Source organism: Streptomyces sp. NPDC003379, from assembly GCF_053589195.1.
On the sequence record NZ_JBSFRK010000059.1, the window covers coordinates 21,224 to 41,211 of the forward strand.

Consider the following 19,988-nt stretch of genomic DNA (forward strand, 5'->3'; position numbering starts at 1 on the left):
TCTCGTCATACCGTGCGGTTGGAGAGGGAAGTCCCCCGCGCGGAGGGGTCGTGCTGGGTCGGCAGCGCCCGGCCCAGCACCGCGTACAGGGCGAAGGCGGAGATGACAGCGTTGATCGCGGGGATGCCGGCGTCCAGGTACCTGCCGAGGAGTGCGCCGACGGCCCAGCAGATCAGGGACAGGGGCAGCCAGTTGGGACCCGCGGCAGGCAGTTGGCCTGTATGCCGGGCCTGGTCCAGTGCGGCACGGTACCGCCGGACCACGTAGTACTCGGCCATGATGATCCCGGCCACCGGAGGGGCCAGCACGCCGAGAGCTGTCAGGAAGCCGGTGAAGTCGTCCACGACCCCCAGGGCGGACAGCACGGTGGCGACCACACCGATGACCAGCGTCACCGCCCGTCTGGGGACGGGGCGGCCGAAGAGCACATCGATGCTGTTGACCGCGGCCAGCGCCGACGAGTAAAGGTTCCAGTCGTTGATCTTCAGAATGGCGGTCGCCAGGATCAGGGTGCCCAGCAGACCGGAGGAGGTGGTGATGATGCCGACGACGTCCGCGGTGCGGGCGGCGTGCCCCAGCAGCACCGCGGTCAGGCCGATCACGTACTCACCCAACGTCACGGCCAGCAGTGTCTGCTTGACGACATCGGCGGGACGGCGGTTGAACCGCGTCATGTCCGGGGTCATCAGCGCACCGAGGATGAACGCGCCCGCCACCAGTGTCGTGCCTTCGGCCAGGGACATCACCGGGCCCGGCGGGGCCTCGGTGAGCAGAGCGCCGAACGAGTGGCCGGCCAGGGTGTCCACCACCGACCACCCCGCCAGGAAGAGGAACGCAGGCACGGTCAGGTACGCCGTCCACGCCATGACGGCGAAGCCATGGACCGAGATGAGCGTGACGACCGCGCCGCCGAGCAGTGCCCAGGCCCATTCCGGCGCCCATCCGGCGAGGCTGTGCATGCCCTGGGCGAACACCCCGTTCTGCACGCCGAACCAACCGGCGAGACTGATCGCCACCAGCATGCCGACGGCGGCGGAGCCCTTGCGCCCAAAACCCGACCAGCGGGCCAGCACCGAGGTGGACACGCCCTCGCGCACTCCGGCGATGCCCATCAGGATTGTGACGATCTCCAGCATCACCGAGCCCAGGGTGATGGCGAGTACCGCGTCGGTGAAGGTCATCCCATAGCCCAGCACGGCGCCCACCATGAACTGCTGGAAGGACGAGACCTGCCCAAACCGCTGCACCGCCACCGGAAACCAGGAGCGGCGGGCTTCCGCGGGCACCGGGACGAGCGCATAGTCGTCCTGCGTCTGCTCCCCCGTCGAGCGGGAACGCTTGCCCGGGCGCCCGGACACCGCTTTGCTCTCAGCTGCCGCCACAAGCCGCCCCCTCACCTGCGGTCACTCCGGTGCGGCCCTCCAGCTGGGGGTACTGCGGCGTCCTCTCGCGGACCACCAGGAAACCGTTCCCGTCCACCGGCCCCCAGCCCAGCTCGCACCGGAAGAAGCACTCAAGGAAGGCCACGTGGTGGTGGTAGACGAAGAAGGATGGGCGGTGGCCGGCGATACCCCCGGCGTCAGCGAACAACGGAAGCTCGGCGAGCAAGTACCGTACAGCGCTCTGTAGTTGGTCCTGAGTCGGAGCAGTTCCCTGCGGCAGCTTCTGGTCCAGCACCCAATGCGAGGCGTCCAGACACGCGGTGCGGAAACCCTCGTCCTCGTGAAAATGCCGGTAAGCCTCGTCCAGGAGAACCAGGTAACTGGGCGTGCTGTACAGCCGGTCCATACCCCAGATCAGATTCGCGGGATCTTCCACGCCCAGGGTGCGCAGCGCGGTGACGATTTTGTTGTGCAGGTACTGGCCCTGCCTTCGGGCCTTATGGCGGGCGCGGCCCGGGGCGTATCCCAGAGCCTCCAGGGTGTACGCGGCCGCGGCGTCCGGTACGAAGAAGTGGACGCTGTCGAAGCGCGTCAGAGCCCACTCAGCAAGTCTCCGCAGGCGGGGCGTGCCGAAGTAGCGGTTGAACGGGCTTACTCCCAGACACACATGCGTAGCCGCGGGCAGCAACCCGCGACATCGACCGGTAAGCGGCTCAATGTCAAACATGCTTCTCCCTCGGGCAGTGATACGGACCGACCTGCCGCACGCTCATGAGTCGGCTCCGGCGCCTGCGCCGGGCGTGCGCTCGGCCTGAAAACAGGAGAACGAACTCGACGCACCGCCGACAGAGCGGGAGCGCTGTGGAAAGCACGCTAGAACCAGATGACGCAGCCGTCCGATGGGACAAGCGCACGTACTTCGGCTCCCACGCTATTCACTCCAACCATTACGCCTCGACGGCAGCGGCCACTGCCCCTTGGAGGCAGGTAGCTCAAAGGCTCTACTGAGCTTTCGGCGTGGTGTCGTTGAGTGCTGACACGCGGTGATCGGTGCGGTATACCCGAGCCGTGAGGTATCCGCATGGAGGCGGTCGGGATGTTTGCCGCCGGGCAGGGCAACACGGTGGTGGCGAAGCAGCTGCGGGTCAGTGTGCGGTCGGTGCAGCGGTGGCGCCGTTCCTGGCAGCACGGCGGCTCGCAGGCACTTCGTTCCCGGGGATCGGCCGCGCGTCCCAAGCTGAGTGAGGCCCTGTTCGCAGTGCTGGAGCAGGAGTTGGCCAAGGGGCCGGTCGCGCACGGCTGGCCGGACCAGACCCGGACCCTGGCGAGGGTCAGGACACTGATCGGGCGCCGGTTCCACAAGTCCCTCGCGCTGGCGACCATCATGGAGCTGCTCCGCAGTCACGGGTTCAGCCATCAAGTCCCGGCCCGGCGCGCTGTGGAACGTGATGACGAGAGGGTCACCGGCTGGGTGAAGGACACGTGGCGCCGACCTCGGTCGTAGTCAGAGGTCTGCCCAGATCAGCTCGACGTCGTCCGGGCTGGTGCGGACTGACAGCACGAGGTCCAGCGCTTCGGAGGCTGCCCCGTCCTACAGGTCGTCGCCCCGCTACGCGAGTGCGGGTGCGCGGTGCCGCCCCGGTGAACGGCCCGTGCCTAATACGGTCGTCGTATCCGGGCCGCGGAGCATCGCCTCGGCGACCGTACTCGAGCCCTTCGAAGAGGTCATCGAGGGGACCGTGACGGCCGTTGACGAAGAGTGCAACTCCAGATCGACATCGCCTGCGGCAAGTAGCCATCCGCCGGAAAAGGAGCCGCAGCGACCGGGAGCCGGCGCTAACGTGATGGGTATGAGCTGGTCACTTAGCCTCCTGAAGCCCCGGGAACCGGAGCTGCTCGATGCGCTGTTCCTCTCTGTGGGCTGGGCGTTGCACCTCGCGAATGCTTATGAGGACAAGTGCCAGTACGTGCTCCGTGTCGGCAACTTGATCACTGTCCACCAAAGCTACCCGGCCATGACCTTCGAAGAGGCCGTCGCCTCAGTTCCTGCCGACAAACTGCTGGGCGGCACGCTGCACAGCCTGGCCTCACACGCAATGGGCAGGACCATGGACATGGACACCCTGCACAAGGCCAGGGAGGCCCGGAACTGGATCGCCCACAAGGGCGCCTCAATCGGCGCCATCTGGTCAATCGACCGCGACGGCGTCCTTCAGCACGCCGTCAATCTGCGCGCCGCCGTCACGAATCTCGCTCTCGGCGACAACATCATCTCGCAGTGGTGCCACAGCCTCGCTGAACCGCACGACCCACCGCCCACGGACTGGATCGCTGGCTACCCCGATGTCGTCGACGCCTGGGTCTTCGGCCATCTCAGTGGCCTGCTACCAAAGCAAGCCCCGAGCCCCGCAAGCTCGCAGTAACGGCAAAGACCCATTGGTCGCAACTTTGATGCAGGTCACGATGCCCCCGCCGTCTGCCCAGAGGATCATGAACGAGGCGTTGTCCAGTACGGGCAGGTACGACGACAGGTCGACGGTCGCGGACTGAATCCACGGCGCAGGGCACAGCTGGGAAATCATCGTGTTGAGTCTTGGCTGAGGTTGCTCGCAATCGTCTGTCGCGCCACGAGTTCGGCTGTGCGGCCTTCTTCTCGGCCACTGCACTGACCCTCTGTGCCGGCAATCGAGCCTGCTGCGGCCAGGCCGACGCCAGGGCATGACTTCCGACTCCGCACGACCTTGGACCATCCCGCAGGTCCAGCACCACACCGTCGATCTCAGATGCCCGTGTTCGGGCAGCCAACCATCTACCCCGCCCCGTCTCACTCGCTTGTGCTGCAGCTGCCTCGAAGCGGCACCGCCAGACCAAGATCCGGACCATTCCCGGACCAGCCCCCGCCCGCAGGCTGCACCAACTACCATTTGGCCTGGTCAGCATGGGTGCATCTGCTGTACCACCAACAGACGAAGAACCTTCTGGTGTCGTACTCGGCGAAGAAGCTCGGCTTCTTCCAGGCACAGAAGAAGGGGCGCCTGACGAGGTGTTCTATTGGTCAGGCGCCCTTCTTGACGCACATGGTCCCGTGCCTCGGCCAGGGACTTGGCGTAGTAGCGGAAGAGGACACCGAAGAGGGCCTGGATGCTCTGCCCGGCGCGGCGCGTCCACTCCGCGGGGTCGACGCCCGAGGCACTGACCGCAGCAAGCGGTCGGCGGCCCGCCTGCGCCGACAACTTCCGGCGCAGGGCACCGCAGGCCGGTCAGAGGGTTCTGGGTGAAGTATCCGCGTTCCACTGCAACGCCGAACATCCCGTTGACCGCAGCCTGGGAAAACCGGGAGCGGCACGACCGCCGCAAGGGGTTCGAGGTTCGCTGGACGGTCAATGGTCGGGAGAAAACCCAGTCCTGCGGCGCGCGATGGCGAGCCATTCGATGTATAGACGGCAAGACTCCCTACCGCTGGACCGTCACCGGCCTGGCCTTCAAAGGTGAGGGCAACGACGCAGGAGTCGAGACAACCTGGGTCGTCGGCGAGTCCGTCGGCTGGACGGGTTCGGCGAACGAGCCCAGTCAGTCAGGATGGCTGGACTTCGTCGAAGAGGGCGAGGGCTTCGGCGGGGTCAGGGCTCACGAGGCGTTCCAGACCGGCCATCGTGATCTTCGCCCACCCGTCGGCCCGTGCCCACATCTGTTCCTCGAAGGCGCGGACGGCCTCGTCCAGATTTCCAGAGCCGGTGGCGATGGACTCGGCGAGTTCGGCGCCTTCCAGCATCGCGAGGTTCGCTCCCGCCCCCAAGGGCGGCATCAGATGGGCGGCGTCGCCCAGTAGCGTCACCCCGGGGACGTGGGTCCAGGTGTGGGACTCGGGCAGGACGTAAAGAGGGCGGTGGACGAAAGCGGTGCCGTGACGGAGGAGGTCGCGTAGGGGAGCGGCCCAGCCGTCGAACAGAGCCAGCAGACTTGATCGCACTGCCTCGGCGTCGGACAGGTCCAGGTTCGTGTGCCAGTCCAGCGGTGCGCGGAACTGGGCGTACACCTTGACGTGGCCGCCGCTGTTGCGCTGCGCGACGATAGCTCGGTTCACGCCGTACGCAGCCACGGAACCGTCGCCGATCAACCGGGCGAGGTCGGGGTGGCGGGTGTCGACGTCGTCGAGGGAGGTCTCGACCAAAGTGACGCCAGTGTAGTGCGGGGTCACCGACGAGACAGCCGGGCGGATCCGGGACCAGGCGCCGTCCGCACCGACCACGAGGTCGAACGTCTCCTGACGCCCGTCCTCGAAATGGACCAGTACGCCGTCCCGGGTCCCCGGCGCCACCTGCGTCACACTCCGACCCCACTGGACGTCGAGGGGGCCGAGCAGCAGGTCACGGAGTTGCCCGCGGTCGATCTCGGGGTTGGCCCGGTCATCTTGACGAGGTCGCCAGTCACGCAGGACGGTCCCGTCCGCGTCCAGGATGCGCATGGCCTGCCCCTCGGGACGAGACAACGCCTGGAACTCCGCCAGCAGCCCCGCCTTGTCCAGCGCGCGCTGGCCCAGCCCTTCGTGCAGGTCCAGCGTGCCGCCCGGAGGGCGGGCATCGGGGGCCGGATCGCGTTCGAGGACGGTGACCGGGTAGCCATGGCGGTGCAGGACACGGGCGAAGGCAAGGCCGGCAGGGCCACTGCCGATCACGGCGATACGATGTCTCATATCGATACACTGTATTTCCCCATTGCGATGCAACGCAACAGAACGGTGTGACCATGACTGTGTGGGACCGGCCGGAGCCGCCGACTCGCCCCGTGCCACTCGACCGGGAGCGGATCGTCGCCGCCGCCATCGCGCTGGCCGACGAGGGGGGGCTGGAGGCGGTGTCGGTACGCAAGGTCGCCGCCCGGCTGAACGCCGGCCCGATGCGGCTGTACGGATACATCTCCACCAAGGAGGAGCTGTTCGACCTCATGGTGGACGAGGTCCACGCCGAGATTCTCCCCGCCGAGCAGCCCGGTGACTGGCGGGAGGCGCTGCGCATCCTCGCCGACCGCACCAGGCAGGCCGCTCTCCGTCACGAATGGCTGGCCGACCTGCTCGGCGGCCGCCCGGCCCTGGGCCCGAACGGCCTCGCCGTGGCGGAGGCCACGCTGTCCGCCCTCGATGGCCTCGCCGACATCGACACCGTCATGCGCGCTGTGGAGACTGTCAGTGCCTACTTCACCGGCGCGATCAGGCGCGAGATCGCGAACCTGCGGGCCGAGCGCGCCACGGGCCTGTCCAAGCACGACTGGCAGCGCGCCGCCGGCCCGCATATGACGAGGATGTTGGTCACGGGCCGCTTCCCGGCGCTGGCCAAGGCCGTGCACGACGGCACCGACGTGGACGCCGAGGCGTCCTTCGCGACCGGCCTGGACTGGGTCCTCGACGCCGTGGCCGCCAAACTCACCCGGCCGCCGGCGTGACACTCAGCTCTTGCCGAGTGTGAGCGAGGTCGGGGTCGGTGTCCACGGGCCGTGCGGGCTCGCGCCACCATCACTTCATGACAGCGGGGCTTCGTCAGTGCCTGCCCGACCTCGGCCGGGCCGAGCGTGCTCGCCAGCTCATCGACGCGGTGCTTTGGTCGGCGGCGGGGCCTCCCGACACCGCCTCATGCACTCGCTGCTCAAACACGGCAGCGACACCCCGCGTCATGGCGGACGAGAAGGACGAGAGCGGCGAGAAGGACAAGAAGAAGGACGAGAAGAAGGAGCTCTGGCCGGAGGCGCGGGGGCACAGGGACGCCCCGTCACCCACAGCACCCATCTCTCCGCATCTGCTCCCCCACAGCCAGCCAGTCTGTGGCACCCGCCGCCGCGTCCCTCAGCGGCTTCCTCTTCTCGTACGGCTCCGCCAGCTCGGTGCGCTCATGGAGTCGGCCGCCGACCAGTACCTGGGTGACCCGTACGAGCGTGGTGAAGTCGGTGAAGGGGTCGCCGTCGACGACCGTGAGGTCTCCCAGCTTCCCCCGTGCCACCGAGCCCAGGTCCCGCTCGGCGCCGAAGACCCGCGCGGGCGCCGCGGTCACGCTCAGCAGGGCTTCGGTGGGGCTGAAGCCGTGGGCCACCAGCTCCCGGAGGGACAGATGCAGATGGAGGCCGACCGGGGTCAGCGGGGTGTCCGTGCCGAGCGCCATCATTCCGCCCTCCTTCACCACCGCTCGGTAGGACGCCAGCTCCCGCTGGAGGATCAGCCGTTCCGTGTCCGTGGGTGCCTTGGCCGCCTGCGCGCGGATGGTGGCCAGATCCCAGGGCGGCATCATCTCGGTCACCCGGGGGTCGTCGACGAGGTCCGGGTGGTCGTAGATCGTCGGGAAGGCGCTGAACGGCGTCGCCACCAGCTTGAAGCGGCCGTGGGTGTAGTTCTCCCTGGTGTCCTGGTGGGTGCGGTTCCCCGAGGTGGAGCCGTGCCCGTGCTCGGTCCGTTCGGTGGCGGATAAGTGGGTCGTCAGGTCCTGGCCGCTCTGGACTCCTTGGGAGACCAGGTGGGAGCCGGAGCGCACTCCGAGCCGGTCGTGGCCGAAGCGGGCGGCGGCCGCCATATAGGCGTACGGCGCCCGGACGTACGTCTTCACGAAGTCCCAGTCCAGCGCGGCCCCCCGGGCCAAAGAGCGGCGCAGCCCTTCGGGGGTGCGGTGCGCGCGGCCCATGGAGTACGCGACACGCGGCCCGTCGAGCAGTTCGCCGGTGGTGAGCAGGCGCGGCCCGGCGAGTCTTCCGGCGATGACGTCCTCCCTCAACCGGGCCTGTTCATAGGAGAATCCGGCGAGCGAGACGGTGGTGGTGACGCCGTACGCGAGTTCCAGCGCGGACTGGCGGGCGCCGTAGGTGTACTGCCAAGGGTGGGTGTGCGCGTCCCAGAGTCCGGGCAGCACCGTGCGGTCGGACGCGTCGACGACGCGGGTGGCGCGGCGGCCGGAGCGGTGCGGTTCGACGGCGGTGACGCGGCCGTCACGGATGAGGATGTCGATGTCCTCGCGGGGCTTGGATCCGGTGCCGTCCCAGAGCTGCCCCGCGTGGACGAGGGTGTCGACGGGAGTGGAGCGCCGATAGCTGACGTGCACGGGAACAGTGCGTCCACCGCTCCCGTCGATCGGAGTCAACGTCACCTTGCCGTCGGCGAGATGGAGCAGGGACTTGGAGTCGGCGGCCCACGAGGGGTGGTCGGCGCCCTCGTCACCGAGGCGTCGGGGTTCGCCGTGCGGGGTGCCGTCGGGGCGTACGGGCAGCACCCAGAGCGCGGACTCGCTGACGCAGGCGAACCACTTGCCGTCCGGTGACCAGGCGGGCCCCGACGCGTACCGGTCGGAGAGTGAGGCGAAGGGGGCCAGTGGGTGGAGCCGGGAGGTGCCGGTCGTGATGTCGACGACCCGGATGAGGTTGTACCCCTCGCGGAAGCGGAGGTTGAGGCGGTTGCGGTCGCAGTACGCCACGTACCGCCCGTTCGGGGACCAGCTGGGCGGCCCCGGCAGCCCGCCGCCGCCCATCGGTGCGGCGAGCACCTTCTCCGTACCGCCGCCGAGGTCGCGTACGAGCAGATTGCCGACCATGTCGAGGCAGGCGAGCCGCGTTCCGTCCGGGGAGAGCGCGCCGTGGACGCGGCCGCCGGGCGCGAGGACGGTGTCCTTGCCGGTGGCGAGGTCGTGGCGGCGTACGGCATTGAGGCCCTCGCGGTCATCCACGTACAGCAGCGAGCGCCCGTCCCGGCTCCAGGTGGGCCCCTGCACATAGGAACCGGCCGCCGCCCTCACGACCTTCCGGGGCTTTCCACTGCCCGAAGTGGGCTGCACCCAGAGGGTGTTCAGCGAGACGAAGGCGAAGGAGCGTCCGTCGGGGGCCAGAGCCGGCTGCTGGATGCCGCGCACCTTTCGGGTGCCGCGCGGCTCGAAATCGTAGTTCTTGACGCGGTACGAGGGCCGCTCGACGGGAAGCGTCGCGTCGAACGCCAGCATGTGCCCGGCGCCGCCCGTCCCGGTGTGGACGGTACGGAACTGCCCGTCGACGGTGAGCAGCACCCGTTCCTCGTCAAGCCAGCGGGGCGGGGCGACGGCGATCTCCCCGTCGACGGCGACCGGTTTCCCGTCCACGACCAGGATGACCTGCTCGAACTTTCCGACCAGCTGCACCGTGCGCAGCCAGGCGGCGCGGCCTGCGGGCGAGAAGACCGGGACCTGGAGGTTCCCCGGCTCGGTCTCGGTGTGCCAGGCGGTGACGGGCCCGCCGTCCGCGGGCACGGCGGCCAGCGTCCTGGACCTGAGCACCGTTCCGTCGAATCTCCCCCGGACGAAGACGATCCGGCTGCCGTCGGCGGACCAAGTCGGGTCGAAGTCCTCGTACGGAACATCCTGTCCGGGCCCTGCCTGCCCTTTCACGCCGGTGAGCTGGGTCAGTTCCGCGCCGTGCAAGTCGAGGGTCCAGATGCGGTACGGGCTGCCCTTGACGGGGTCGCCGCCGCGCTCGGAGGAGAACACGATCTTCGATCCGTCCGGGGACCAGGCGGGCCCCCGGTCGTCCCAGGGGCCTTCCGTCAACCGCCGTAATCCCGTCCCGTCGACGGCCATGACCCAGATGTGGAACTGGCCGCCCTTGAAGCAGGCCATCGCCACCTGGCGCCCGTCGGGCGAGACGGCGGGGCGGGTGGGTTCGAGGTCGGGCGGGGTGAGGGCGGTGGCGGGCCAGCCGTCGTCGGCGAACGACCAGAGGACGTTCTGCACTTCGGCGAGGAACCGCTTGCCGGCCGGGGTGGCGGCGCCGTTGGTGGAGGCGGTGAAGTGCAGCCGGACAGTCCGTCCCGCGGTGTCCTGGGGGGCGGCGGCCGCGACGGTCGCCGGGGCGGCGGGCACCGCCACTCCCGCGATCGCTGTGCCCGCGGCGGTCTGGAGGAAATGTCTGCGCGGCATCGATGGCAACGTTGCTCCCAGGGTCTCGTGCGGTGCGTTACTACCCAGTGGCACAGAGATAAGTCGGGAGGGTAGGCGGACCACCACGAACGACGGAACCCACGCGCGGCCCACAGACGCCCTCGGCCCGGGTATGGCCGGATTCGCCTGCGGCCGGGCGACCGGACGGACTCCTGCGCTTCCGCCATGACCTCGCAGAAGTGACCGGTGAGCCGTGTGGGAGTGGAGCGCGGAGCCACTCTGGCCGAATCTGAGTACTTGCTTTCGGCGGGCAGGACCGGAAGTATCCGCTGAATGCATCAGCTCTACGGTGACGGTATAGATCATTTACCGGCCGAGGGCGTCGAATGCGCCTAAGTTCGATCGCATCATTGAACGTCGACGAGGCCGGTGCGTACGGTGGGGCGCACAGGTTCCCGGTATTCCAGGTTACTTCTCGGTATTCCAGGTTACGGGGGTTGGAGTGCGGGCCGAACTAAGGGTGTGCATCGTCGGGCTGGGGTCCCGAGGGTGCAGTGTTTTGGAACGGATCGTAACGCTGGCGCAGAATTCAACTTCCTTCTCCACCGTGTGTGTGGACATCGTCGATCCCGCCTCCTCAGGACAAGGGCTGCACGCGACGGATCAGCCCGACTATCTCCTCCTCAATACTCTCTGCGGCGAGATATCCATGTTCCCGGGGGAAGAGTCCGTGGGCGCGGAGACCGGCAAGGACGGCCCGGGGCTGTACGAGTGGGTCACGGAGCGCGGCCTGAGAATGGGCCCGGACGGTCGTACGGTGAGCACCACAGGCCGCGCCATCGCTCCGGACGACTTCCTGCCCCGCCGCATACTCGGCGAGTATCTGCAATGGTTCTTCGAGCGGACGTGCCGCCTGGCCCCTGACAACGTACGCATACGAATGCACCGTTCCGCGGCGGTCGACCTGGAATTGGATGAGGCGACCGACTCCACGAGAATCACTCTCGCGGACGGAACCCTCATCGAGACGGACTTCGCGTTTCTCACCCTCGGGCACATCGGCAACGAACAGCCGGGAAAGCCGCGGGAGAATCCCGGAACCGTACTGCGCTGCGTGACCGATCCCTATCCGCTGCCGGAGAGTGTCGCGGCCGTCGAGCCGGGCAGTTCACTGGCCGTCGCCGGATTCGGCCTTTCGGCCATGGACGCGGTCGCCGCGTTGACGGTCGGGCGAGGCGGAACATTCTCGCGGGAATCCGGCCAGGTCCGCTATCTGGCCGGTGGAGCCGAACCCCGCATCGTGCTCTACTCCCGGTCCGGGATGCCTTTCCGGGTGCGGCCGGAGCGCCCGGAGATGATCAGCCGCTTCCAGCCCGTCGCCCTCACCCGTGAGGTCGTGGCGTCGATGCGCTCGGCCGGTCCGCTGGACTTCGACGAGCGTCTCCTGCCCCTGCTGATGAGCGAGATGCGGATCGCCCACCACCGCTGCCGGACCCTGGTCGAAGAGGGGCCGACCGCCGAGGAGGCGGTGGCCGCCGACCTCCTTCAGGCGACCGCCTCGGGCAGACTCACCGCGGCACTCGACCTGCTCGACCAGGTGCACGGCGCTTTCGATCCTGTCGCCCTCTGGGACCCCTCCGTGACCATGGATCGGCGTGACAGCGCCTCGTACCAGCGATGGCTGACCGCGACCGTGCGCGACGATCTCACCGAGGCCGACAAGGGGCTGACCCTCAGCCCGGTCAAGGCGGCTCTGGAAGCCGTCCGCGAGGTGCGTGACATCCTGCGTGACGCGGTCAACTTCCGTGGCCTGACCGGCTCTTCACTCGAAGATTTCCTGTGTCACACGGTGCCGTTGATGAACCGTGCGGTGGTCGGGCCCCAGAAGGACCGTTACGCCGAACTCCTCGCGCTCGCCGACGCCGGAATCGTCCGCTTCCCCTTCGGACCGGCGCCTCTCGTGACCCCGGGACAAGGCGAGGCCACCGGTCGCTGGACCCTCACCTCGACCTGCCTCGAAGACCCGCACCGCGAGAGCGTGGACTGGCTGTGCGCGGGCAACGCCCCCTGGCCCGGCCTGGAGACATCGGCGAGTCCGCTGGTGCGCTCGCTGCACCGGCGGCGGGTACTGAGTCCGCTCCTGCCCGGCAGCGCCCGGGTCGCCACCGCCGACGTCGACGAGGCGCTGCACCCCGTGGGCCCGGACGGCAGAAGCCACCGGCGGCTCTGGCTGATCGGCCCGCTGACCGAGGGGGCCACGTTCTACAACCACCTCATCCCGACGCCGGGCTACTCCCGGGCCTTCGTGGATGCCCATCGCTGCGTCACGGACATGTTCGGCCAGTTCACCGGAGAACAGCGTGCGGAGAACCCCGCACGCCCCGCGCCCAAGGAGACATCGTGCCTGTGAATTCCGCGTCCGCCCCCGACGAGCTGGCCAAGGGGCAGTGGAACGACGCCTACCGCCTCGAAGGGCACGCCAACCTGTGGGGCGACCCACCGGTCCCCTACGTCGTGAACGCCGCCAAGCTCTTCGCCGATCACTCGGCCTTCGTCGTCCTCGACCTGCCCTGCGGCGACGGACGCAACCTGCCGCCGCTGGCGCAGGCCGCCACGGTGGTGCTCGGCGGCGACACCTCCTCGAACGCCATGGGCATCGCCCGTACGGTCGTCGCCAAGGCCGCCGCCGACAACGTCGTCTTCCACGAGACCGATGTCTTCGCCACCGGGCTGCCCGACGACTCCGTCGACGGCATCTTCTGCTGGGACCTCCTTGGCCACCTCACCGAACCGGAGAAGGCGCTTCAGGAGCTGCACCGCGTCTGCCGCCCCGGCGGTCACATCGTGGCCAACATGTGGACCATGGGGGACTGCCAGGTCGCCGACCCCGGCATGGTCGTCATCGGCCCCAAGGAGTACCGCGACCACGCCGACTTCTACTGCAAGTTCTACGACCGTCCCGACTTGGACGCCTACCTCGCCGCGTGCGGGCTGAGCGACGAGGTGAGCGCGGTGGAGCAGCTGCGCTGGATGGAGCCCCCGCACGCCGGGTACCGCCCCTACTTCCACGAGCACGAGAGCCTCGCGTTCACCCTCCGTAAGAGGAGCCGGTAGTTCCTTGGACACGCCACTCACCGGACGGATCGCCTCCGGGCCCCACCGGCTGCTCCATGAGGAGGTGCTCGCTCCGCAGTTCGCCTTCGAGGTCGAACACCTCCTGCCGTGGTACGTGGCCATCGAGAAGGTCCTCGCCGTCGAGTACCGGCGCATGGGCATCCTCACGCCGGACCAGGCCCGCCTCATCGGCGTGGCCCTCCAGAGCGTCACCGCCGACACGCTCACCGCCGACCCCGAGCGCAACATGTCCGACATCGCCTTCGCCATCGAGCGCCAGGTGGACTCCCGTCTGGCCTCCCCGGTCCCCGCCTGGCATGTCGACCGCAGCCGCAACGACCTCCAGGCCTGCGCACAGGTCATGTTCGCCCGCCACCAACTGGCGCTGACCGCGCGGTCCCTGCTGTCCTTCGGGCAGGCGGTGCACCGGATGGCCGCGCGGCACACCGAGACGGTGATGCCCGGATACACCCACGGCCAGGCGGCCCAGATCATCACCGCCGGCTACTACCTGGCGGCCCTGTCCGAAGAGGTGATGGCAGCCTCCCGGCGGCTCCTTGCGACCTACGACGAGATCAACCGCTGCCCGCTGGGAGCCGGCGCGATGGCGGGCCAGGAGCTGGGCTGGGACCGGGAGGGCACCGCCGGACTGCTCGGGTTCGCAGGGCCGCAGCCGCACGCCCTCGTCTCGGTGGCCTCGCGCGGCTGGGCGCTGAAGATCACCGGTGAACTCTCCCAGTTCGGGACGGTGCTGAGCCGCTTCACCACCGACCTCATCGCCTGGGGCGGCAGCGAGTACGGCTTCATCGACCTGCCCGACGCCTACGCGGGCATCTCCTCCGCGATGCCGCAGAAGAAGAACTTCCCCCTCCTCGAACGCATCCGAGGCAGGACCGCACACCTGACGGCGTTCCACGTCGACGCCCTCACCGGCCAGCGGAACACGGCTTACTCCAATTCGGTCGAGGTGTCCAAGGAGGCGGGCGCCCACATCCTGCCCGCGTTCCTGACCGCACGCTCCACCCTGTCCCTGGCCACCGCCGTCATGGAGCAACTGCGCTTCCGCACCGACCGGATGTCCGCCGCCTGCGCCCGCGACTACTACGGTGGCTTCACCCTGGCCAACCGGCTGACGCTCGACGAAGGAGTGCCCTGGCGCACGGCCCAGGTGGTGGCGGGCGCGTACATCCTCGCCGCACTCGAACAGGGCGCGGCGCCCCAGGACCTCCGCCCCGATCTGCTCCATCGTGCCGCCAAGGATCACGGCCACGAACTGACCGCACCCGAACAGGCGCTCACCCAGGCGTTCGACGTCCCCGCGAGCATCCAGCAGAAGCGCTCTTCCGGTTCGACCCGGCCCGCCGAGGTCCGCGAACTGCTCGCGGTCCAGGCGGTCTTCTGGCGGGACACGGCCACGGCATGGGACACGAGGCAAGGGCACGTACAGGACTCCATGACCGAGACGGACCGCCTGCTGGGCATCGCCTGAGCAAGGCGGACGGGGGGAGGGCACACCAGTGTTGAAAGAAGCGGGCTTCGGCACCGCCAACGGAACCTTCGGCGAACTGCTCCAGGGGATGCTGCCGGACACGCAGCGCTTCCTGGTGACCTTTCCCCTCGACACCTGGTCGACCGCCGTCTTCAGACCGGCCGCGGGCAACGGCGGCGTCTCGGTGTACCCGCCGGGCAAGGCCAAGTCGCGGCTCCTTGCCACCCGCATGCTGCGCGCCTACGGCCATGACGTCGGCGGCACCCTCGAACTGAGCGGCGGTCTCGCGGAGGGCAAGGGCCTCGCGAGCTCGTCCGCGGACCTGGTCGCCACCGCGCGGGCCGTCGCCGACGCCCTCGACGTGGATTTGGACGAAGAGACGACGGAGGAGTTCCTGCGCGGAATCGAGCCGTCCGACGGCGTCATGTACGCCGGGATCGTCAGCTACCACCACCGTGAGGTGCGCCTGCGGGAGCGCCTCGGCTTCCTCCCGCCGCTGACCGTCATCGCCCACGACGCGGGCGGCATGGTCGACACGGTCCGCTTCAACCACGCGGCACCGACGCCCGACCGGCGTACACGACACGCGTACGCATCCCTGCTAGACCGGCTGTCCACGGCGGTCCGCTCCCGCGACCTGCCCACGATCGGCCGGATCACGACCCTCGGCGCCGGGCTGCACCTGGGACCCCGGCCCAACTTCCGCTTCGACCGCATGAGGAAGATCTGCCGCGAAGTCGGCGGGCTCGGCCTGGTGATCGCGCACAGCGGCACCTACCTCGGCATCCTGCTCGGCGAGTCCCGCGACGAGGACCCGGCACGCATCGAGCGGGCCCGCGCCTGGTGCGCCGAACTGCCGGGCACTGTCAGCGTCTTCCGCTCGCTGGGCGCGGACGCGACAGGCCCCTCATCCGCCCTGCACCCCGCCGGCCACGCTGGAGACGATCATGCGCTTTGAGAGCGTCACGGACGCCATAGGACACACCCCGCTCGTCCGGGCCGCCGCCACAGGGGCCGACGGCGTGGAGGTCTACTTCAAGCTGGAGTTCCAGAACCTGTACGGGATGAAGGACCGCGTCGCCCGCCACATCATCACGGAGGCCCGCAGACGCGGCGTCCTCACCGAAGGCGCGCCCATCATCGAGAGCTCCTCCGGCACCATGGCCCTGGGCGTCGCCCTGGTCGGCGCGTCGCTGGGACACCACGTCCACATCGTCACCGACCCCCGCATCGACCGGGTCACCCTGGCCAAGCTCCGCGCCCTCGGCTGCGAGGTGCACATCGTGAAGGCGATGACCGGCGGCGGCTGGCAGAGCGCCCGCCTGGAGCTTCTGCAGCAGCTGCGCGCCGACCTTCCCGGCGCGTTCTGGCCCGACCAGTACGAGAACCCCGACAACCCCGCCGCGTACCGCACGCTGGCCGCCGAACTCCACCAGGAGCTGGGCGCCTTCGACATCCTCGTCGGGTCCGTGGGCAGCGGCGGGTCGCTCTGCGGCACGGCACGCGCACTGGCCACGGCGATGCCTGACCTCAAGGTGGTCGGCGTGGACAGCGTCGGCAGCGTCCTCTTCGGCCAGCCCGACCGGCCAGGACGCCGGCAGAGCGGGCTCGGCAACAGCCTGCTGCCCGGCAACCTGGACCGCCGGCTCATCCACGAGGTGCACTGGCTCAACGACCGGGAGGCACTCGCCGCCACCCGCGAACTCGCCCAGGAACAACAGATCTTCGCGGGCAACACCTCGGGATCCGTCTACCACATCGTGCGGCACGTCGCCGCCCACGCCGAGCCCGGCACCCGGATCGTGGGCATCCTCCCGGACCGCGGCGACCGGTACGTCGACACCATCTACGACGACGACTACTGGACCGCGCAGGAACTCGACGCGCTGCCCAGGTCATCGTCCCCCGCGCCGATCTCGGCGCGGGCCGGGGACGTCAGCGAGACCTGGTCCCGCGCCACGGACATCGAACGCTCGGACGACACACAGCGGCTGCTGTTCATCGAGTCGAACACCACCGGCACCGGAATGCTCGCCCTCGAACTCGCCCAGGAGTTCGCCCTGCGCCCCACCCTGCTCACCAACGACCCCGCACGGTACCGGGGCCTGCCGGACACCGGCGCCGAGGTGATCACCTGCGACACCAACTCCCCGGCGGAGCTGCGCCGCACGATCCTGCGGGAGTTCCGCCGGGAGCAGATCGCCGGGATCACCACCACGAGCGACTTCTACCTCTCCCCCACCGCCGAGCTCGCCGACTGGCTGGGCCTGCCGGGCAGTCCGGCCGACGCGGTGGCCGTCTGCCGGGACAAGTCCCGCAGCAGGCGGCGGCTGGCCGACGCGGGCATCCGGCAGCCCCGCTTCGCCGTGGTGACCGGCGGCGATCAGCTGGCAGCGGAGATCGCCGAGGCCGTGGCCCTGACCGGTCTGCCCTGCGTCGTGAAACCCCTCGACGACAGCGGTTCGAACCATGTGCTGCTCTGTACGGAGGTGCGGCAGGTCCTCTCCCAGGCCCGGGTCATTCTGGCCGAGGAGACGAACGTACGCGGCCAACGCACCGCGGGCGCCGTGCTGGTGGAGGAGTACCTCGACGGTCCCGAGTTCAGTGTCGAGACCATCGGCCGGCACGGTCGGACCCACTGCCTGGGCATCGTGGAGAAGCACCTCGCCGGGGCCCCGTACTTCGTCGAACGCGGCCATGTCTTCCCCGCCCCGCTCCCCCGGGCCGCGGCGGAGCACCTGACCGGCGCCGCCCTCCGCGCCCTGGAGGCGGTCGGTCTCACCGACGGCGCCGCGCACACCGAGATACGGCTCACCGCCGACGGGCCCGTCGTGATCGAGATCAACGCGCGTCCCGCGGGCGGCATGATCCCCGAACTGGTCCGGTCGACGACCGGGCTCCGGATGCAGGAGCAGCAGCTGCGGATCGCACTCGGGCGGGACCCGCACCCCGTTCCGGAGCCGGACGGCGTCGCGGCGATCCAGTTCCTTCTCACGGACAGGACCGGCATCCTGGCCCGGGTGGACGGAGTTGGGGCGGCACGCGCGGTCGAGGGCGTTCAGCAGGTGACGGTGACCGCCTCGCCGGAACAGCGGGTGGGGCCCGCGCGCAACGCCTACCATCGGCTGGGGTTCGTGATCGCCCGGGCCGAGACCGCCGAAGGAGCCGTGGCGGCCTGTGCCAAGGCGCAGACCGAACTCGAAGTGGTGTTGGAGGGCCCGAGCGCGGTGCCGGACGGGGACACGTGATGCTGGTGAGCGACACCGAGGTCGACGACACGCCTGGGGAGACCGAAGCGGACTGGCCCCGGCAGCGGAGTGCGCTGCTGCGCGACTCGGTCGGCGTCGGGCTCGCGGTCGGTGCCCTCGGGCTTTCGTTCGGCGCGCTCGCCGTGACGGCGGGGTTCACCGTCGCGCAGTCCTGCGTACTGTCCCTGCTGATGTTCTCCGGAGCGTCACAGTTCGCGGTGATCGGGGTCCTGGGCGCGGGGGGCAGCGCACTCACCGGCGCCGCCACGGCGACGCTGCTCGGGGTGCGCAACAGCCTGTACGGGTTGTCGCTGTCCCGACTGCTGCGGGTCCGTGGCGCGCGACGGGTGCTCGCCGCGCACCTGGTCCTCGACGAGAGCGCCGGAATGGCGATGGGCCGGCCGACGGAGCGCGCGTCGCGGCTGGCCTTCTACGGCACGGGCGTGGCGGTCTTCGTCTTCTGGAATCTGGCCACGTTCGCGGGCGCGATCGGCGCCGAGGCACTGCCCGACCCGGCGGTCCTCGGCCTCGACGTGGCGTCGCCGGCGGCGTTCATCGCGCTCCTGATGCCCCGGCTGCGGGGGCCGCGCCTGTGGGCGGTGGCCGTAGGGGCCGGGGTGACGGCCGTCGCCACAACTCTCGTACTGCCCGCCGGGGTGCCGGTGCTGGTGGCGGGTCTTGTCGCGTGCGTCACCGGGCTGCTGATGAGGCGACGCCGCGCGGACTCGGCAGAGACCGGCGACGGCGGGAAGGGACGCGAGAACTGATGTGGACCGCGATCGTCCTCGGGGTGGCCGGGGTGTACCTCCTCAAGCTCGCCGGGCTGTACGTACCGGCTTCGGTCCTGGAGAAGCGGCAGGTTCAGACGGTCTCCGCACTGCTTCCCGTGGGACTGCTCGCCGCTCTCGTCGCGGTCCAGACCTTCACCACCGACCAGCGTCTCGTGCTGGACGCCCGCGCTCTCGGCTTCGGTGTCGCTTTCGTCGCGGCCCTGTTGCGGGCGCCGTTCCTGCTGGTGGTGGCGTTGGGCGCGGGGACCGCCGCGCTCGTCAGGATCTGGTGGTGACCGGCGAGGCGTAACCAAGGCGGGGCCTTCTCGGTATGCAGCGTGCGCAGCTCGCACAGACGGATCAGCACAGGAGCACAGAGAGGAGAGGGGGACGGGCCCGGTCGACCGGGTACCGCGCCTCCGACCACAGATGGGGATCAGTCATCACGGCCGCACACATCGTCTGGACTGGGAAGACGCCACACTCAGGGAATGGGAGTGCACCGTCTTGTGGTCCGACCCGGCCGATCCGGAAGCGGGGGTCGTTCTGGACCGCTCCGCGTTCTACCCGGGCGGCGGGGGCCAGCCGCCCGACCACGGCGTACTGATCTGGCAGGGCGTCCAGACCCGCGCCGTCGGCACCCGCAAGGGCGACGACCTCTATCTGCTGCCCGCTCCCGGAGATCCCGTGCCCCCGGTGGGTACCCAGGTCACCGGTGCGCTCGACGACGGGCGCAGGAGCTCCCTCATGCGGACGCACTCGGGCCTTCATGTGCTCTGTGGCACCGTCTTCAGGGACTTCGGAGCGCTGGTGACCGGCGGCAACATGCAGCCGGGCGAGGCCCGGATGGACTTCAACCTGCCCGAGGTGCCGCCCGGCTTCAAGCAGAGCCTGGAGGACGCGGTGAACGCGGAGATCGAGGCCGACCGGCAGATCGTGGTCCGGGTCCTGTCCAGGGACGAGGCACAGGTGATCCCGGATCTGGTCCGCACCCAGTTCGTGGCGCCGCCGGACCTGCCGGAGGTCCGCCCGACAACTTCGCCGGGGCGTGCTCGGCCGTGGAGCACCTCCTGGCGCGCGGCCGCACGGCCATAGCCACCATCACGGGCCGC

14 protein-coding genes and 1 pseudogene are annotated in these 19,988 nt (G+C 69.5%); 11 read left to right on the plus strand and 4 right to left on the minus strand.

All coding sequences use genetic code 11. The annotated features are described in order from the left end of the window. Positions 1-5: 5 nt before the first annotated feature. The gene (locus ACWDVB_RS35975) at positions 6-1,382 is read right to left on the minus strand and encodes a purine-cytosine permease family protein (RefSeq protein ID WP_451516988.1); all 1,377 of its coding nucleotides are present in this window, start codon (positions 1,380-1,382) and stop codon (positions 6-8) included. Then, the gene (locus ACWDVB_RS35980; RefSeq protein ID WP_451516987.1) at positions 1,369-2,109 is read right to left on the minus strand and encodes a tRNA-dependent cyclodipeptide synthase; all 741 of its coding nucleotides are present in this window, start codon (positions 2,107-2,109) and stop codon (positions 1,369-1,371) included. Before ACWDVB_RS35980 ends, ACWDVB_RS35975 begins: the two co-directional genes overlap by 14 nt. Positions 2,110-2,457: 348 nt before the next feature. On the opposite strand from ACWDVB_RS35980, the pseudogene ACWDVB_RS35985 reads away from it, so the two are divergent. Both ACWDVB_RS35985 and ACWDVB_RS35990 read left to right on the plus strand, forming a co-directional pair. Beyond that, positions 2,458-2,868: pseudogene (locus tag ACWDVB_RS35985) on the plus strand (winged helix-turn-helix domain-containing protein); the annotation flags it as partial. A 364-nt stretch (positions 2,869-3,232) separates the two neighbouring features. Continuing rightward, positions 3,233-3,805: a hypothetical protein gene (locus tag ACWDVB_RS35990; RefSeq protein ID WP_451516986.1), complete on the plus strand. Its 573-nt coding sequence runs from the start codon at positions 3,233-3,235 to the stop codon at positions 3,803-3,805. Positions 3,806-4,956: 1,151 nt separating this feature from the next. Here ACWDVB_RS35990 and ACWDVB_RS35995 read toward each other — a convergent pair. After that, entirely contained in the window at positions 4,957-6,075 is a 1,119-nt protein-coding gene (locus ACWDVB_RS35995) for an FAD-dependent oxidoreductase (RefSeq protein ID WP_451516985.1), read from the minus strand. Positions 6,076-6,128: 53 nt separating this feature from the next. On the opposite strand from ACWDVB_RS35995, the gene ACWDVB_RS36000 reads away from it, so the two are divergent. After that, entirely contained in the window at positions 6,129-6,821 is a 693-nt protein-coding gene (locus ACWDVB_RS36000; RefSeq protein ID WP_451516984.1) for a TetR/AcrR family transcriptional regulator, read from the plus strand. 323 nt (positions 6,822-7,144) lie between these two features. Here the strand turns inward: ACWDVB_RS36000 and ACWDVB_RS36005 are convergent, their stop codons facing one another. Then, complete coding sequence (locus tag ACWDVB_RS36005; RefSeq protein WP_451516983.1) at positions 7,145-10,294, minus strand: amidohydrolase family protein; 3,150 nt, start codon at positions 10,292-10,294, stop codon at positions 7,145-7,147. A gap of 481 nt (positions 10,295-10,775) precedes the next feature. Here ACWDVB_RS36005 and ACWDVB_RS36010 point away from each other — a divergent pair, with 481 nt between their 5' ends. From ACWDVB_RS36010 to ACWDVB_RS36045, 8 genes are all read left to right on the plus strand, one after another. Beyond that, complete coding sequence (locus ACWDVB_RS36010; protein ID WP_451612027.1) at positions 10,776-12,665, plus strand: FAD/NAD(P)-binding protein; 1,890 nt, start codon at positions 10,776-10,778, stop codon at positions 12,663-12,665. Beyond that, complete coding sequence (locus ACWDVB_RS36015; protein ID WP_451516981.1) at positions 12,656-13,369, plus strand: methyltransferase domain-containing protein; 714 nt, start codon at positions 12,656-12,658, stop codon at positions 13,367-13,369. The genes ACWDVB_RS36010 and ACWDVB_RS36015 overlap by 10 nt, the downstream gene beginning before the upstream one ends. A 4-nt stretch (positions 13,370-13,373) precedes the next feature. Then, positions 13,374-14,858: a lyase family protein gene (locus tag ACWDVB_RS36020; protein ID WP_451516980.1), complete on the plus strand. Its 1,485-nt coding sequence runs from the start codon at positions 13,374-13,376 to the stop codon at positions 14,856-14,858. A gap of 28 nt (positions 14,859-14,886) precedes the next feature. Then, a complete protein-coding gene (locus ACWDVB_RS36025; RefSeq protein ID WP_451516979.1) occupies positions 14,887-15,816 on the plus strand; it encodes a GHMP family kinase ATP-binding protein in 930 nt (309 codons plus the stop codon). Beyond that, positions 15,806-18,106, plus strand: a complete 2,301-nt coding sequence (locus ACWDVB_RS36030; RefSeq protein ID WP_451516978.1) for a pyridoxal-phosphate dependent enzyme — start codon at positions 15,806-15,808, stop codon at positions 18,104-18,106. The genes ACWDVB_RS36025 and ACWDVB_RS36030 overlap by 11 nt, the downstream gene beginning before the upstream one ends. 5 nt (positions 18,107-18,111) lie before the next feature. Continuing rightward, positions 18,112-18,873 carry an AzlC family ABC transporter permease gene (locus ACWDVB_RS36035; protein ID WP_451516977.1) on the plus strand — a complete coding sequence of 254 codons (762 nt, stop codon included), beginning with the start codon at positions 18,112-18,114 and terminating at the stop codon, positions 18,871-18,873. Beyond that, a complete protein-coding gene (locus tag ACWDVB_RS36040; protein WP_451516976.1) occupies positions 18,873-19,172 on the plus strand; it encodes an AzlD domain-containing protein in 300 nt (99 codons plus the stop codon). Before ACWDVB_RS36035 ends, ACWDVB_RS36040 begins: the two co-directional genes overlap by 1 nt. A 211-nt stretch (positions 19,173-19,383) precedes the next feature. Then, a complete protein-coding gene (locus ACWDVB_RS36045) occupies positions 19,384-19,971 on the plus strand; it encodes an alanyl-tRNA editing protein (RefSeq protein ID WP_451612025.1) in 588 nt (195 codons plus the stop codon). Positions 19,972-19,988: the final 17 nt, after the last annotated feature.